At 69.7% G+C, this 14,715-nt stretch carries 11 protein-coding genes, 1 pseudogene and 1 riboswitch; of the genes and pseudogenes, 9 read left to right on the top strand and 3 right to left on the bottom strand.

The window, feature by feature from the left end:
• From HMPREF3115_RS00620 to HMPREF3115_RS00605, 4 genes are all read left to right on the top strand, one after another.
• Nucleotides 1–844: ABC transporter permease (locus HMPREF3115_RS00620; RefSeq protein WP_070553184.1), on the top strand; the 844-nt coding region annotated here is incomplete at its 5' end.
• Between the two features lie 13 nt (nucleotides 845–857).
• On the top strand, nucleotides 858–1,889 hold the full coding sequence (locus HMPREF3115_RS00615) for an ABC transporter ATP-binding protein (RefSeq protein WP_070553183.1): 1,032 nt from the start codon (nucleotides 858–860) through the stop codon (nucleotides 1,887–1,889).
• Nucleotides 1,890–1,942: 53 nt separating this feature from the next.
• Nucleotides 1,943–2,767: a phosphodiesterase gene (locus HMPREF3115_RS00610; protein WP_070553181.1), complete on the top strand. Its 825-nt coding sequence runs from the start codon at nucleotides 1,943–1,945 to the stop codon at nucleotides 2,765–2,767.
• A 320-nt stretch (nucleotides 2,768–3,087) separates the two neighbouring features.
• Entirely contained in the window at nucleotides 3,088–4,287 is a 1,200-nt protein-coding gene (locus tag HMPREF3115_RS00605) for an MFS transporter (RefSeq protein ID WP_070553179.1), read from the top strand.
• A gap of 432 nt (nucleotides 4,288–4,719) precedes the next feature.
• On the opposite strand, the pseudogene HMPREF3115_RS00600 reads toward HMPREF3115_RS00605, so the two are convergent.
• Nucleotides 4,720–5,868, bottom strand: a pseudogene (locus tag HMPREF3115_RS00600) (EamA family transporter); the annotation flags it as partial.
• A gap of 508 nt (nucleotides 5,869–6,376) precedes the next feature.
• Nucleotides 6,377–6,494: riboswitch (TPP riboswitch) on the top strand.
• Nucleotides 6,495–6,614: 120 nt separating this feature from the next.
• Between HMPREF3115_RS00600 and thiC the strand changes: the two are divergent.
• The 5 genes from thiC to HMPREF3115_RS00565 all read left to right on the top strand — a co-directional run bounded on the left by thiC (nucleotide 6,615) and on the right by HMPREF3115_RS00565 (nucleotide 12,133).
• A complete protein-coding gene (gene thiC / locus HMPREF3115_RS00590; RefSeq protein WP_006401164.1) occupies nucleotides 6,615–8,546 on the top strand; it encodes a phosphomethylpyrimidine synthase ThiC in 1,932 nt (643 codons plus the stop codon).
• Between the two features lie 236 nt (nucleotides 8,547–8,782).
• Complete coding sequence (locus HMPREF3115_RS00585) at nucleotides 8,783–8,995, top strand: glycine zipper 2TM domain-containing protein (RefSeq protein WP_012467552.1); 213 nt, start codon at nucleotides 8,783–8,785, stop codon at nucleotides 8,993–8,995.
• A 324-nt stretch (nucleotides 8,996–9,319) separates the two neighbouring features.
• A complete protein-coding gene (locus tag HMPREF3115_RS00575; protein WP_006401166.1) occupies nucleotides 9,320–9,556 on the top strand; it encodes a hypothetical protein in 237 nt (78 codons plus the stop codon).
• A 178-nt stretch (nucleotides 9,557–9,734) separates the two neighbouring features.
• The gene (locus HMPREF3115_RS00570) at nucleotides 9,735–10,661 is read left to right on the top strand and encodes a DMT family transporter (RefSeq protein WP_006401167.1); all 927 of its coding nucleotides are present in this window, start codon (nucleotides 9,735–9,737) and stop codon (nucleotides 10,659–10,661) included.
• 200 nt (nucleotides 10,662–10,861) lie between these two features.
• Nucleotides 10,862–12,133: an EAL domain-containing protein gene (locus HMPREF3115_RS00565; RefSeq protein WP_070553173.1), complete on the top strand. Its 1,272-nt coding sequence runs from the start codon at nucleotides 10,862–10,864 to the stop codon at nucleotides 12,131–12,133.
• 50 nt (nucleotides 12,134–12,183) lie between these two features.
• On the opposite strand, the gene arfB is transcribed toward HMPREF3115_RS00565, so the two are convergent.
• Both arfB and HMPREF3115_RS00555 read right to left on the bottom strand, forming a co-directional pair.
• Entirely contained in the window at nucleotides 12,184–12,588 is a 405-nt protein-coding gene (gene arfB, locus HMPREF3115_RS00560; RefSeq protein WP_006401169.1) for an alternative ribosome rescue aminoacyl-tRNA hydrolase ArfB, read from the bottom strand.
• Nucleotides 12,585–14,715 (bottom strand): AAA family ATPase (locus tag HMPREF3115_RS00555; RefSeq protein WP_070553171.1); only part of this gene is annotated, 2,131 nt, incomplete at its 5' end. The genes HMPREF3115_RS00555 and arfB, both read right to left, overlap by 4 nt.

Genomic DNA, 14,715 nt, shown 5'->3' with positions numbered 1-14,715 from the left:
CGCGGCCGGCCGTTCGCGCCGCGTGCCGCGCCAGGCCGGCGGCCGCGCGATCGCCGCGCTGCAATGGAGCGTCACGCTGCTGCTCAGCGCGTTCCTGATCGTGCCGGTCGTGATGTCGGTGCTCGCCGGCCTGACCGTCAACTACTTCCGCGGGCTGTCGAGCGGCCTCACGCTGCGCTGGCTTGAACAGGTGTGGCAGCAGTATCACGGTTCGATCTGGCTGTCGCTCGCCGTCGCGTTCGCGACGCTCGCGATCGTGCTCGTCGTCGGCGTGCCGGCCGGCTATGCGCTCGCGCGCAGCCGCAGCCGCGTCGCGCGCGTGATCGAGGAAGCGCTCGTGCTGCCCGTGGCGCTGCCCGGCCTCGCGTCGGCGCTCGCGCTGCTGATCGTCTACGGCGGCTTCACCGCATTCTGGATGAGTCTGTGGTTCATCGTCGCGGGCCACGTCGTGTTCACGCTGCCGTTCATGGTGCGCGCGGTCGCGGCTGTCGCGGCGAGCGCGGACCTGCGCACGCTGGAGGAAGGCGCGGCCAGCCTCGGTGCGTCGTTCGCCACGCGCTTCGCCACGATCGTGCTGCCGAACCTGCGGCCCGGCATCGTCGCGGGTGCGCTCGCGGTGCTCACGCTATCGATCGGCGAATTCAACCTCACGTGGATGCTGCATACGCCCGACACGAAGACGCTGCCGGTCGGTCTCGCCGACACCTATGCGTCGTTGCGTCTCGAAGTCGGCAGCGCCTACACGATCCTGTTCCTGCTGATGACGCTGCCGCTGCTCGTCGCGATGCAATGGCTCGGCGTCGATCCGTCCGGTGCGCGCGCGTCGACACGGCGCGCACGCTGATCTTTCCGTTCCGATGAAACTCGATTCCATTCCCATTACGCTGACCCGCTGCGCGAAGACGTTTCGCGGCACGCGCGTGCTCGAACCGCTCGACCTGTCGATCGGCGCGGGCGAGACGCTCGTGCTGCTCGGCCCGTCCGGTTGCGGCAAGACGACGACGCTGCGCCTGATCGCGGGCCTCGACACGCCGGATGCCGGCGGCACGATCGCATTCGGCGACGACGACGTGACCGCGCTGCCGATCGAGCGTCGGCAGGTCGGGATGGTGTTCCAGAACTACGCGCTGTTTCCGAACCTGACCGTGCGCGGCAACGTCGGCTACGGGCTGAAGATTCGCCGCACCGAGCCGCGTGCGCTGCGCGCGCGCGTCGACGAACTGCTCGCGATGATGCGGCTCGACGCGCATGCGGACAAGCCGATCGATCAGCTGTCCGGCGGACAGCGTCAGCGCGTCGCGCTCGCACGCGCGCTCGCTGTCGGTCCGCGTGTGCTGCTGCTCGACGAACCGCTGACTGCGCTCGATGCGAAGCTGCGCGACGCACTGCGACGCGAGATGAACGCGCTGCTGCGCGCGCTCGGCGTGACGACCGTCTACGTGACGCACGATCAGGCCGAAGCGATGGAGCTCGGCGACCGGATCGTCGTGATGGGCGCCGGCCGCATCGAACAGATCGGCACGCCGCGCGACGTCTACTACCGCCCTGCGAATCGCACGGTCGCGCAATTCATCGGCACGCTGAATCGCGTTGCAGGACAATGGCGGGACGGCGCGCTGGTGACGACCGGCGGCGCCATCGCGACGCCGCATGCGGGCGACGAATGGTTCTTCCGTCCCGAGGACGCGCAGCTCGCCGATCCGGCCGATGCGCCGTTGCGCGGCACGGTCGGCGCGTGTGCGTTCCTCGGGGAGCGCACACGGCTGACGATCGAGGATGCGGCGCCCGACGAGCTCGTGATCGATGTGCCGGGCCGCGTCGCGCTCGCGCGCGGCACCGCGGTCGGCCTGTCGATCGCGACCGACGGCCTGATCGCGCTCGGCGCATGAGCGGCGCGCCTCGCGCGCGCCCACGATAACGACATCCTTCCGAGGAACCGACGATGCTGCTTGCTCAAATCAGCGATCTCCACATCAAGCGTCCGGGCCAGCTCGCGTACCGGCGCGTCGACACCGCGGCGGCGCTCGCGCGCTGCGTCGAAAAGCTGAATGCGCTCGTGCCGCGCCCCGATGCGGTGCTCGTCACGGGCGACCTGACCGACTTCGGCCACGACGACGAATATCGGCACCTGCGCGATCTCCTCGCGCCGCTCGAGATCCCGTACTACCTGATGGTCGGCAATCACGACGATCGCGCGGCGCTGCGTCGCGCGTTCGCGGATCGCCACGAACTGCAGCACGGCGAATTCGTGCAGTACGCGCTCGACATCGGCGCCGTGCGCGTGCTCGCGCTCGACTCGCAGGTGCCGCGCACGAGCGGCGGCGACCTGTGCGATGCGCGGCTCGGCTGGCTCGCCGCGCAGCTCGACGCCGCGCGCGACACGCCGACGATCGTCGCGTTGCATCATCCGCCGTTCGTGTCGGGCATCGCTCACATGGATGCATTGCGGCTCGCACCGAGCGCGGCCGCGAAGCTCGATGCGCTGCTGCGCGGCTATCCGAACGTCGAGCGCGTGCTCTGCGGACACGTGCACCGGACGATGTTCACGCGCTTCGGCGGCACGCTCGCGTCGGCGGTGCCGGCGCCTGCACATCAGGTCGCCTTCGACCTGCGCGCGGACGGGCCGTCCGCGTTCCGGCTCGAACCGCCGGCGTTCGCGGTCCATCGGTACGCCCCGGACACCGGGATGGTTTCGCATCACGTGTACGTCGACGAGGGCGACGGGCCGTATCCGTTTTACGAGCCGTCCGGGGAACTGGTCGACTGACGCGGTTGGGGCGTGGCTGCGCCGGCGGCGATCGCGCATCGGCGACGCGCGCGCATCGCGGTTCGCCGGGGCGCGATCGCACGGCATGTCGCCGCGGGCATGGTTCGCAGCGCTCCGGTATGCCGACGAGCGGACGACCGCCGTGCCGTATCGACAGCCGGCGCACCTTACAGAGCGCCCTCCCGCCCGATCGGGCCGCCGGCACGCGCCGGCACGATTTGCGGCGCTCCGGTATGATCGGCACCCTCGATCGACGTCCGGCTGCGTGCGTCCGCCAGGGCCGCGCGCGCCGCGACGCGCTCATTTCGTCCCGTGCAGCCATGTCCATCGCTTCGTCCGACCGTCCGACCGACGCCGTCTCGCCCCACTATTCGCGCAGCCTGCTGTTGCTGCTCGCGACGATCGCGGGCGTGTCGGTCGCGAACATCTATTACAACCAGCCGCTGCTCGACAGCTTCCGCTCGGCGTTTCCGCAAGGCGCGTCGTGGATCGGCGCGGTGCCGACCGCGACGCAGCTCGGCTACGCGGCCGGCATGTTCCTGCTCGCGCCGCTCGGCGACCGCTTCGATCGCCGCACGCTGATCCTGCTGCAGATGGCGGCCCTGTCGGTTGCGCTGATCGCGGCCGCCAGCGCGCCGTCGCTCGTCGTGCTCGCGGCGGCGAGCCTCGCGATCGGCGTGCTCGCGACGATCGCGCAGCAGGCCGTGCCGTTCGCGGCCGAGATCGCGCCGCCGGCCGAGCGCGGCCATGCGGTCGGCACCGTGATGAGCGGCCTGCTGATCGGCATCCTGCTCGCGCGCACGGCCGCCGGTTTCGTCGCCGAATACTTCGGGTGGCGCGCGGTGTTCGGCGCATCGGTGGCCGCGCTCGTCGTGCTGGCAGTCGTCATCGTGATGCGGCTGCCGCGCAGCTCACCGACCTCGACGCTGTCGTACGGCAAGCTGCTCGGCTCGATGTGGCATCTCGTGGTCGAATTGCGCGGGCTGCGCGAAGCGTCGCTGACGGGCGCCGCGCTGTTCGCGGCGTTCAGCGCGTTCTGGCCCGTGCTGACGCTGCTGCTTGCGGGCCCGCCGTTTCATCTCGGTCCGCAGGCGGCCGGCCTGTTCGGGATCGTCGGCGCGGCGGGCGCACTCGCGGCCCCGTATGCGGGACGCTTTGCCGACACGCGCGGGCCGCGCGCGATCATCTCGCTCGCGATCGCGCTGCTGGCCGTCTCGTTCGTGATCTTCGCGCTGTCGGGCACGAGCCTCGTCGGGCTCGTGATCGGCGTGATCGTGCTCGATGTCGGCGTGCAGGCCGCGCAGATCTCGAACCAGTCGCGCATCTATGCGCTGAAGCCGGAAGCGCGCAGCCGCGTGAACACGGTCTACATGGTGTGCTATTTCATCGGTGGCGCGCTCGGCTCGTCGGTCGGCGTTATGGCCTGGCGCGCAGCCGGCTGGCTCGGCATGTGCGCCGCCGGACTGCTGTTTACCGCGCTCGCCGGCGCGTTCCACTACGTCGGCGGCAAGCGCGGCTGAGCGCCGCCGCCGCGTGGGGCGGGCGCCTTACGCGTCCGCGCGCTGCGGTGAGGACTCGCGCGCAGGCCGCGGCGCAAGTGGCGACAACGCGTCGGGCGTCGCCGCGTGGGGTGCTGCGGCATCGAGTGCCGGTGCGCCTACCGTCGCCGCGTCGACCGCTGCAGCACCGGCTGCCGCTGCATAGGTTGCCGCCGCGCCAACAACTGCTTCGCGTATTACCGCTGCATCGACTGCCGAAGCATCAACGACCGCTTCGGCTGCTGGCGCTGTGCCGGCTCCCGCAGCATCAACAACCCCTTCGTGCGCCGCCGCTGCGCCGGCTCCCGCAGCATCAACGACCTCTTCGTGCGCTGCCGCTGCACCGGCTCCCGTAGCATCAACAACGCCTTCGTGCGCTGCCGCTGCACCGGCCGCCGCAGCATCGACCACGCCTGCACCCGCTACCGCCGCACCGCCCGCCGCGCCATTCGGCGCAGCATTCGCCACCGCACTCGCCGCGGACACGGCGGCCGCCGTCATACCGGGCGCGACGTCCGGCATCGCGGCCGGCACGGGCACTGCGATCGGCTCGTACGCCGGCGCACCATCGGCCGCCGACGTAGACGCAGACGCATTCGCAGCAACCGGCGAACCGGCCGCGGCCGCTGCGGGCCGACGCGCCGGATCGAACAGGAACGACAGCCCGACGCTGCCGAGGATCGCGACGGTCGCGACGACGGTCGCCATCGTCACCGGCTCGCCGAGCATCAGCGCGCCGAGCGCCACTGCGACGATCGGATTCACGTACATGCAGCTGCTTGCGATGATCGGGCTCGTGTGCCGGATCAGATAGCCGTACGCGACGTACGCGGCCATCGTGCAGAACACCATCAGATAGACGAACGCGAACACGGGCGCGACCGCGAGGTGTTCGACATGCTCGCCGAGCAGCCATGCGGCGAGCGTCGACATCAGCCCGCCGAGGCCGATCTGCAGCGACGTCGAAAGAAACAGGTCGGACGGCAGTTTGAGCCGCGTCGCGAGGTGCGCGCCGCCGGCCCAGAACAGCGCGCCGGCCAGCACGCTGATCGTACCGAGCGCCGAGTTTTCGGCTGCGGCGCCACCCGAATTCAGCACGACGATCCCGACCATCCCGAGCGCGACGGCCGCCCACTCGCCTTTCGTCACGCGCCGCCCCGCGACCGCCGCGATCACGGTGGCGAACAGCGGCACCGTCGCGACCATCACCGCGGCCGAGCCGCTGCTGACCGTGCGCATCCCGAGCGCGATCGTGCCGGACGACAGCGCGACGAGCATCGTGCCGACGATTGCCGCATTACGGATCTCGACGAGCGTGGGCCATTCGGGCTTGCGGCGCAGCGCGAAGACGAACAGGCCGATCCCGCCGAGCAGGTTGCGCAGCCCCGACAGCAGCAGCGGCGGGAACGACTGCAGCGCGAAATGCAGCCCGCTGTACGTCGAACCCCAGACGAAATAGATGAATACGAGCGCGAGCGCAACGCGGCCGCCGCGGCTTTGCGGCAGACGAATCCGCAGCGGGAAGCGCGCGAGGAAATCGAGCAGACGGTCGAGCGGCGTCATGGCCTGACCGCCCGCACGTCGCGCCGCGTGCTCCGCCGAAAGACGCCGGCGACGCCGGCAAGCGGCCCTGACAGGGTCGGGAAAGCGAAAGCGGACGTGCGGAACGACATGACAGTGCGAACGGCGACGAATGAAAACCGGCAGGCGGCGGCAGAGGGACAAAAAAACGTGCGCAACCGCAACGGCTGCGCACGCTCGGCATTATGGCATCAAGGATTCGAAAGCATCGCCTGACACCGCTGAAAGGATCAGGACTGATGTTTCGGCGCGACATTTTCGGCGGCGGCGCGCGTGCCGAACGCCGTGAAGCGCCGACGCCGTTCGAAACGATCGCGATCCCGAAGTTTTTCTGCGCACGCCGCGCCGCACGATGCTGCACTGCGCAGCCGCCGGCACACGCACGCGTCGCACAGTGCGTGGGACGCGCGCGCCCGCGATGCTGCACGCGCACGTCGCGCCGCGGCCGGTTCCGGTTGAATCCGCCGCGAAGCCGGTGTATCGTGTGCCCTTGCTAACGCGGGGGTCCTGCAATGCTCCCGGTCGAACCGGCCGGCATTGTGGGTGAGAAATACCCTTTGAACCTGATCTGGATAATGCCAGCGCAGGGAAGCGTACGGGCTTCGCCGCCATCCCTCTGACGAAACCCGCCGCCTCACCAAACTCGTCTCCTGCTTAGCTCGAGCCCCCATTCGTCACGGGGCCCGGGTGAACGCCAAGGCGCCCACTCGGGCCGACAAGGAGATTGCATGAACGCCAATCCGAAGTTTCTGTCTGCCGACGCCCACGTCGACGCTGCTGCCGTCGCGCCGCTGCCCAATTCGCGGAAAGTCTATGTGACGGGCTCGCAGCCCGACATCCGCGTGCCGATGCGCGAGATCACGCAGGCCGACACGCCGACCGGCTTCGGCGGCGAAAAGAATCCCCCGATCTACGTCTACGACACGTCGGGCCCGTACACCGATCCGGACGCCAAGATCGACATCCGCGCGGGCCTGCCGGCGCTGCGCCAGCGCTGGATCGAAGCACGCGGCGACACCGAAACGCTGCCCGGCCTGTCGAGCCAGTACGGCCGCGAGCGCGCGGCCGATCCGGCCACGGCCGACCTGCGCTTCCCGGGCTTGCACCGCAATCCGCGCCGCGCACGCGCCGGCAAGAACGTGACGCAGATGCACTATGCGCGTCAGGGGATCATCACGCCGGAGATGGAGTTCATCGCGATCCGCGAGAACCAGCGCCGCGCCGAATACCTGGAGAGCCTGAAGGCGAGCGGCCCGAACGGCGCGAAGCTCGCCGCGATGATGGGCCGCCAGCATCCGGGGCAGGCGTTCGGCGCCGCGGCATTCGGCGGCAACGCGCCGAGCGAGATCACGCCGGAATTCGTGCGCGACGAAGTCGCGCGCGGCCGCGCGATCATCCCGGCCAACATCAATCACCCGGAATCGGAGCCGATGATCATCGGCCGCAACTTCCTCGTGAAGATCAATGCGAACATCGGCAACTCGGCCGTCACGTCGTCGATCGGCGAGGAAGTCGACAAGATGACGTGGGCGATCCGCTGGGGCGGCGATACGGTGATGGATCTGTCGACCGGCAAGCACATCCATGAAACGCGCGAGTGGATCATCCGCAACAGCCCGGTGCCGATCGGCACGGTGCCGATCTACCAGGCGCTCGAGAAGGTCAACGGCAAGGCCGAGGAACTGACCTGGGAAATCTTCCGCGACACGCTGATCGAGCAGGCCGAGCAAGGCGTCGACTACTTCACGATCCACGCCGGCGTGCGCCTGCAGTACGTGCCGCTGACCGCGAACCGGATGACGGGCATCGTGTCGCGCGGCGGCTCGATCATGGCGAAGTGGTGTCTCGCGCATCACAAGGAAAGCTTCCTCTACGAACACTTCGAAGAGATCTGCGAGATCATGAAGGCGTACGACGTGAGCTTCTCGCTCGGCGACGGTCTGCGCCCCGGCTCGATCTACGACGCAAACGACGAAGCGCAGCTCGGCGAGCTGAAGACGCTCGGCGAGCTCACGCAGATCGCATGGAAGCACGACGTGCAGGTGATGATCGAAGGTCCGGGCCACGTGCCGATGCAGCTGATCAAGGAAAACATGGATCTGCAGCTCGACTGGTGCAAGGAAGCGCCCTTCTACACGCTCGGGCCGCTGACGACCGACATCGCGCCGGGCTACGACCACATCACGTCGGGCATCGGCGCCGCGATGATCGGCTGGTTCGGCACCGCGATGCTCTGCTACGTGACGCCGAAGGAACACCTCGGCCTGCCGAACAAGGACGACGTCAAGGAAGGCATCATCACGTACAAGCTCGCCGCGCATGCCGCCGATCTCGCGAAGGGCCATCCCGGCGCGCAGGTGCGCGACAACGCGTTGTCGAAGGCGCGCTTCGAGTTCCGCTGGGAAGACCAGTTCAACCTCGGTCTCGATCCGGACAAGGCACGCGAATTCCACGACGAAACGCTGCCGAAGGATTCGGCCAAGGTCGCGCACTTCTGCTCGATGTGCGGCCCGCACTTCTGCTCGATGAAGATCACGCAGGACGTGCGCGAGTTCGCAGCGCAGCAGGGCGTGTCCGAAGCGGACGCGCTGCAGAAAGGGATGGAAGTGAAGGCCGTCGAATTCGTCAAGAGCGGCTCGGAAATCTATCACCGTCAGTGACGCACGGCGCGCCGCGGCGCGCACGTCGTTCGTCGAGCCCGCCTTCGCGCGGGCTTTTTTGCGCGCCCGCTCGCATCGCGCGTGCCTGTGCGTGGGGGCGAAACAATTCATTACGAAACGCGTCGGGGCTTAACAAGTCCTTACAGCAGCACCGCAGGCGCGCGCGTAGATTGAATTCATGCGCGGCCGCGGGCCGGCCGCGCGCCCTTCCGTTCACTACCACAAGGACAACGATCATGAACTCGATTCGGCGTATTGGGGTGTGCGCTCTCCTCGTCGCAACGGTGGCCAGCCTGTCGGCCTGCGACTCGATGACGAGGCGCCAGCGTGACACGGCAATCGGTGCGGGCGTCGGCGGCGTCGCGGGCGCGGCAATTGGCGGCAACGCGCTGTCGACGTTGGGCGGCGCAGCGGCCGGCGGCCTGATCGGCAACCAGGTCGGCAAGTAAGCGGCACCACGCGCGCCGCGATGCGGTGCGCGACATGTCGCTCCGGTCGCCCACGGCGCTTGCGCGGCAGCGAAGCGCCGTTTTCGCATGAGCCGCTCGCGCGCGGGTGCGCGCGCGGGTGCGGAAATGATCCGTTACCGTTTCGTACAGCGTGTCACCGGTGCGCGGCGTATGCTTCGCGTGTAATCGCGCGAACGCCCGCGCGCACGCGCATTCGGATGACGATTCACGGCGCGTACGAAGCAGGCCGGCGCGATACCGCGCCGTTCACGACGGCGCGCACGACCCACGCATCGGCCGCTCGTCGGCCGCCGGAGTGACATCATGAACAGGACGCTCGTCGCCGCCGCGCTCGCTTGCACGGCGCTCGCCGGCTGCTACTACCCGTACGGCTATTACGCGGCCGCGCCGGTTCAGCCGGCGCCCGTCTATGTCGATCCCGCACCCGTCTACTACTATCCGGCGCCCGCCTATGCGCCGGCTTGGGGCGGCTACTGGGGCCCGTCGCTGTCGCTGAACTTCGGCTTCGGCGGCGGACGCGGCGGCTGGCGCCATCACTGACGGCCGCAGGCAACCCATGCGCGTCGTGGCGGTTGCATAGCGCATGGCGCGCGTTGCGCCGTCGCGGCGCCGCGCGCTCTTCCCCCTCTTCCCGTTTCTTGTCGTTTCATTCGATCGTGAAACGACCGGCCGTAACGCGGTGTAAGATTCAGCGCATCCACCCTCTGCCGCCGGCCCGATGTCCCCGAAAAATGCGCTGTTGCTGACCGTGCTCGCCGCCCTGTGGGGCGCGTCGTTCCTGTTCATCCGGATCGGCGTCGCCGAATTCGGCGTCGCGCCGCTGATGGCGCTGCGCGTCGGGATCGGCGCGCTGTTCCTGACTGCGTTCGCGCTCACGCGCTTCCCCGCCGCCGATCTCGCCGCGCGGCTGCGTCGCCATGCGGGACCGCTGTTCGTCGTCGGCGTGCTCAATTCCGGCGCGCCGTTCTGTCTGTTCGCGTTCGCCGAGCTGACGCTGTCGGCCGGCGTGACGTCGGTGATCAACGCGACGACGCCGCTGTGGGGCGCGCTCGTCGCCTATCTGTGGCTGAAGGACAAGCTGTCATGGCTGCGCGCGCTCGGGCTCGTAATCGGCTTCGCCGGCGTGCTGACGCTCGTCTGGGATCAGGTCGCGACCGCGCACGGCGACGCCGGCGCCGGCACCACGGCACTCGCCGCGGCAGCCGCGCTCGGCGCGACGCTGCTCTACGGGATCGCCGCGAACTACACGAAACGCAAGCTCGGCGGCGTCGACCCGCTGATCAACGCGACCGGCAGCATGATCGGCTCGACCGTACTGCTCGTGCCGTTCGCGATCGCGACGTGGCCGGCCGCGGCCGTCAGCGCGCACGCGTGGGGCGCCGTGCTCGCGCTCGGCATCGCGTGCACGGGCGTCGCGTATTTCATCTTCTTCTTTCTGATCTCGCATATCGGCCCCGCACGCGCGATCACCGTGACATTCGTGATCCCGGTGTTCGGGCTGCTGTGGGGCGCGCTGTTTCTCGGCGAACAGGTGTCGCTCGCGATGGTCGAAGGCTGCGCGATCGTGCTCGTCGGCACCGCGCTCGCGACCGGTGCGATCAAGCGCATTCCCGGCATCGGCCCGCGCGGCGGCGAAGCGGCCTGAGGGCCGGCCGGGCGCGGGCCGCGCGGCGCGTGTGGAGTTACCCTGATACGCGCGCCGCGCCATTCCCGGTACACTGCGAACACTCATCCGCAGAAGGCGGCCCCGATGTCCCACGTTCTCCCGCATCCGCGTTCGCGCGCGATCGCACCTGCGTGGCGGCGTGAAATCGCCCCTTCCGTTCGCGCCAGCGCGCTACCGACATGAAGTCCTCGCGCGACCTCTCGCTCGATTCCCTCCTCGATCGCCTGACGCCCACGCCCGGCGGCTGGGTCGCGACCTACCGCGGCACGACGCTGCGCAGCGCGTTCCAGCCCGTGCTGTCGATCACGCACAAGCGCGTGGTCGGCTACGAGGCACTGCTGCGCGTGGTCGACGCGAACGGCACGCTGATCTCGCCGACCGCGCTGTTCGACCGCACGCGCAACGACGCCGATTCGTTGCTGCTCGACCGGCTCGCGCGCTGCCTGCATACGGCCAACTTCGTCGCGCAAGGCATCGGCGACGGCTGGCTGTTCCTGAACGTAACGCCGCGCGTGCTCGATTCGGGCCTCGTGCAGCGCGAGTTCGTCGAAGCGCTGTGCCGCCACTTCTCGCTGTCGCCGAACCGCATCGTGCTCGAGGTCATCGAGCAGCCCGCGCGCGACGAAGCCGAACTCGCGCGCACGATCGACATGATCCAGCATCGCGACTTCCTGATCGCGATCGACGATTTCGGCACCGGGTTCTCGAACTTCGACCGCGTGTGGCGTGCGCGGCCCGACATCGTGAAGCTCGACCGCTCGCTCGTCGAGCGTTCGACATGGTCCCCCGACGATCGCCGGATCATGCATCACCTCGTGTCGATGCTGCATCAAGCCGGTGCGATGGTGCTCGCCGAAGGCGTCGAAAGCGACGACGCGCTGCAGGCGCTGATGGATGCCGACATCGACTTCGTGCAGGGCTTCCAGTTCGGCCAGCCCGACACGTCGATCGCGCACGCGAGTGCGGCCGTGCCCGCGATGCTCGATGCGGCGTGGCAGCGTTTCATCGCGCGCCGGCATGCGCCGCCGGCTCCTGCGCAGCCGGGCTTCGACGCGATCGAGCGGCTCGTGCTCGCGGGCGCTGCGGCGTTTGCCGCGAGCGGCGATCTGCACGATGCCGCGCAGCGCGTGTTCGCGGTGCCGGCCGCACGGCGCGTATTCGTCACCGACGAGATCGGCGAGCAGTTCCTGCCGTCGATCGGCGCTCCGGGCCCGGCCGGCACGACGCGGCTCGCGCCGCTGTTTCCGGAGACCCACAGCAACTGGTCGCGGCGGCCGTACTTCCAGCGCGCGATCGCGGCGCCCGGCCGCGTCGCGCTGATGGGACCGCACTTTTCGCTGACCGAAGGCCGCGACTGCTATACGGCGGCCGTGGCAACGCATGCGCGCGGGCAGCTCATCGTCTTCTGCGTCGATTTCGTACTCGACAGCGCGGGCACGGTGATGCGTTAGCGCCGGATCGCGCGCGTTCGATGGCGCGATGGGCGCGCTTGCGCCGCCGCTCAGTCGACGATCTTGCCGCGCCCCGACTTCACCGCGCTACGGCGCGCCTTGTGCTCGAGCCGACGCTCCTTCGACGCGCGGGTCGGCCGCGTCGCGATCCGCGCGCGCGGCGTGAACGCGACGCTGCGAATCAGCGCATCGAGCCGCGCGAGCGCGGCTTCGCGGTTCTTGTCCTGCGTCCGGTATTCCTGCGACTTGATCACCACGACGCCATCGCGCGTGATCCGCTGGTCGGACAGCGCGAGCAGCCGCTCCTTCAGCACCGGCGGCAACGACGACGCGCGAATATCGAAGCGCAGATGAATCGCGCTCGACACCTTGTTCACGTTCTGCCCGCCCGCGCCTTGCGCGCGCACGGCCGTCCATTCGACGTCGGCCGGATCGAGCGTGTAGCGGATCATCATCGCGCCGCCTCCGCGCGACGTCGCGCGAGCGCTTCGTCGACGCGTGCCGACAGGCCCGAATCGCGCTGCGTGCGGGCCGCGACTGCCTGCGCGAGCACGTGCCGCGAGCCGATCACCTGCACGCGCGCGCGCGCGCGTGTGACGGCGGTATAGACGAGTTCGCGCGTCAGCACGCGACCGAACGATGCCGGCAGCACCAGCGCGGCCTCGTCGAACTCGGAGCCCTGCGACTTGTGGACCGTCAGCGCAAACGCCGTCTCGTGCGGCGGCAGCGCGGCAGGCGACACCGCACGCGCGGTGTCGTCCGCGCGGCGGAACCACACGCGCAGCACGCCGTTCGCATCGGGCAGCGCAATTCCGATGTCGCCGTTGAAGAGGCCGAGCGCGTAGTCGTTGCGCGTGACCATGATCGGCCGCCCCGTGAACCAGTGCGCACCGACCGCGAGCGGCACGCGCGCGGCGCGCCGCACCTGCGCGGCGACGAGTGCGTTCACGTGTTCCGCGCCACGCGAGCCGTTGCGCGTCGCGCAGAGAATCCGGAACCGGTTGAGTGCGTCGAACAGCGGCAGCGGATCGGGTGTGGGCGCGGCCAGCGCCGTGCGCAGCGCGTCGAGATAGGCGTCGAACCGCCGCGCGAGCCGGTCGATCGTCGCCGCGGCGAGCATATCCCCTGCATCTTCGTAAAACGACGCGGCGGCTGCGTCGTCGGCGGGCAACGCATCGAGCGCGGCCTGCACGTCGCCGCGGCGGATCGCAAGCGACAGCCGGCCGATCGGCGAATCGAGCCCGAACCTGTAATTGCGTTCGAGCCAGACGACGCAGTCGGCGAGCGGCGCGGGCGGGGACGCATGCGCGGACGCGGCGGGCGACGGTGCGGTCGCTTCGATGCGTGCCGACGCCGCCGATGCGGGCGTCGACGCGAGCGCCATCGCGTTCGCGTCGAGCGGCGGCAGCACGGCTGCATCGAGCCATGCGAGTTCCTCGCCTTCGATCCACGCGGGCGCGGCGTCGTGCGGGTCCGTGGCGTTGGTGGCGTCGGTGGACGATCGTGGCGAGGAGTCGCTGTCGGCCGCCCTGGCGCCATCGTCCTGCGGTTCGTCGTCGAACAGCGACGCTTGCCGCACATCGACCGTTCGCTTGCGTGTCGTTTTGCGCGCGGCAGCGGTAGGCGGCGGCGACGCCACGGGCGAAGCTGCCGACGTCGATCCGTTCTCGCTCGCCCCGTCGTCCGGCACCGGCAATGCCGCAACGAACGCCGCTTCGTCGATCCCCAGCGCCTGCGCGATGCGCGTGCGTGCGGCGGCGGTAAACGTCGGCCGTGCGCTCAATTCCGCGAACACCGCGCCCGCCTCGACCGCCGCAAGCTGATCCTTGTCGCCGAGCAGCACGAGCCGCGCGCCCGGCGCGAGCGCATCGAGCAGATGCGCGGCCAGCGCGACGTCGATCATCGACGCTTCGTCGACGACGATCAGGTCGTACGGCAGCGGGTTGTCGCGATGATGGCGAAAGCCCGACGCACCGCCGCCGCCGAGCAGCCGGTGCAGCGTGTACGACGTGTCGGGCAGCCGCGCCGCCAGCTCGGGCGGCAGGTCGCCGGCCCGCGCGTGCAGCGCTTCCTGCATGCGCTGCGCGGCCTTGCCGGTCGGCGCGGCGAGCGCAACGCGCAGCGCCGGATGCGCGTCGAGCAGACAGGCCAGCACGCCGACGACGGTCGTCGTCTTCCCGGTGCCGGGGCCGCCACTGACGATCGTCACGCGGCCCGTCAGCGCGACGATCACCGCGACACGCTGCCAGTCGACTTCGCCGGTCGCCGGACCGAAATAGCGCGTCAGGTTCTCGCGCAGGCGCTCCGGCGACAGCGCATCGTCCGCGCGGGCGACGCCGGCCTGCGCGACGAGCGCATCGGCAAGACGCCGTTCGTAGTCGAAATAGCGCGACAGATACAGGTGATCGTGCCGGTCGACGATCAGCGGCCGCTCGTCGCCGCGCACGAGCGTGCCGAACGCGACGACGCCGCTTGCCGCGAGCGCCGCGCGCACGTCGCCGAGCGTCGCCTCGTAGCGCTGCGCGAGCGCACCGAGCGACACGCAGACGTGACCGGCCGCGGTCGCGCGGCTCGTCGCGAAG

The organism is Burkholderia sp. HMSC10F09 (assembly GCF_001806955.1).
GTDB classification, from domain to species: domain Bacteria; phylum Pseudomonadota; class Gammaproteobacteria; order Burkholderiales; family Burkholderiaceae; genus Burkholderia; species Burkholderia multivorans.
The sequence above is the reverse complement of the archived record's forward strand: the minus strand, read 5'-3'. Positions and strand labels throughout refer to the sequence as shown.

Excerpts from the sequence above, each read along its gene's own strand:
- HMPREF3115_RS00570 (WP_006401167.1), top strand. The coding sequence starts at position 9,735 with ATGTCCCCGAAAAATGCGCTGTTGCTGACCGTGCTCGCCGCCCTGTGG.
- HMPREF3115_RS00575 (WP_006401166.1), top strand. The coding sequence starts at position 9,320 with ATGAACAGGACGCTCGTCGCCGCCGCGCTCGCTTGCACGGCGCTCGCC.
- HMPREF3115_RS00585 (WP_012467552.1), top strand. The coding sequence starts at position 8,783 with ATGAACTCGATTCGGCGTATTGGGGTGTGCGCTCTCCTCGTCGCAACG.
- HMPREF3115_RS00610 (WP_070553181.1), top strand. The coding sequence starts at position 1,943 with ATGCTGCTTGCTCAAATCAGCGATCTCCACATCAAGCGTCCGGGCCAG.
- HMPREF3115_RS00615 (WP_070553183.1), top strand. The coding sequence starts at position 858 with ATGAAACTCGATTCCATTCCCATTACGCTGACCCGCTGCGCGAAGACG.
- HMPREF3115_RS00605 (WP_070553179.1), top strand. The coding sequence starts at position 3,088 with ATGTCCATCGCTTCGTCCGACCGTCCGACCGACGCCGTCTCGCCCCAC.
- arfB (WP_006401169.1), bottom strand. The coding sequence starts at position 12,588 with ATGATGATCCGCTACACGCTCGATCCGGCCGACGTCGAATGGACGGCC.
- thiC (WP_006401164.1), top strand. The coding sequence starts at position 6,615 with ATGAACGCCAATCCGAAGTTTCTGTCTGCCGACGCCCACGTCGACGCT.
- HMPREF3115_RS00565 (WP_070553173.1), top strand. The coding sequence starts at position 10,862 with ATGAAGTCCTCGCGCGACCTCTCGCTCGATTCCCTCCTCGATCGCCTG.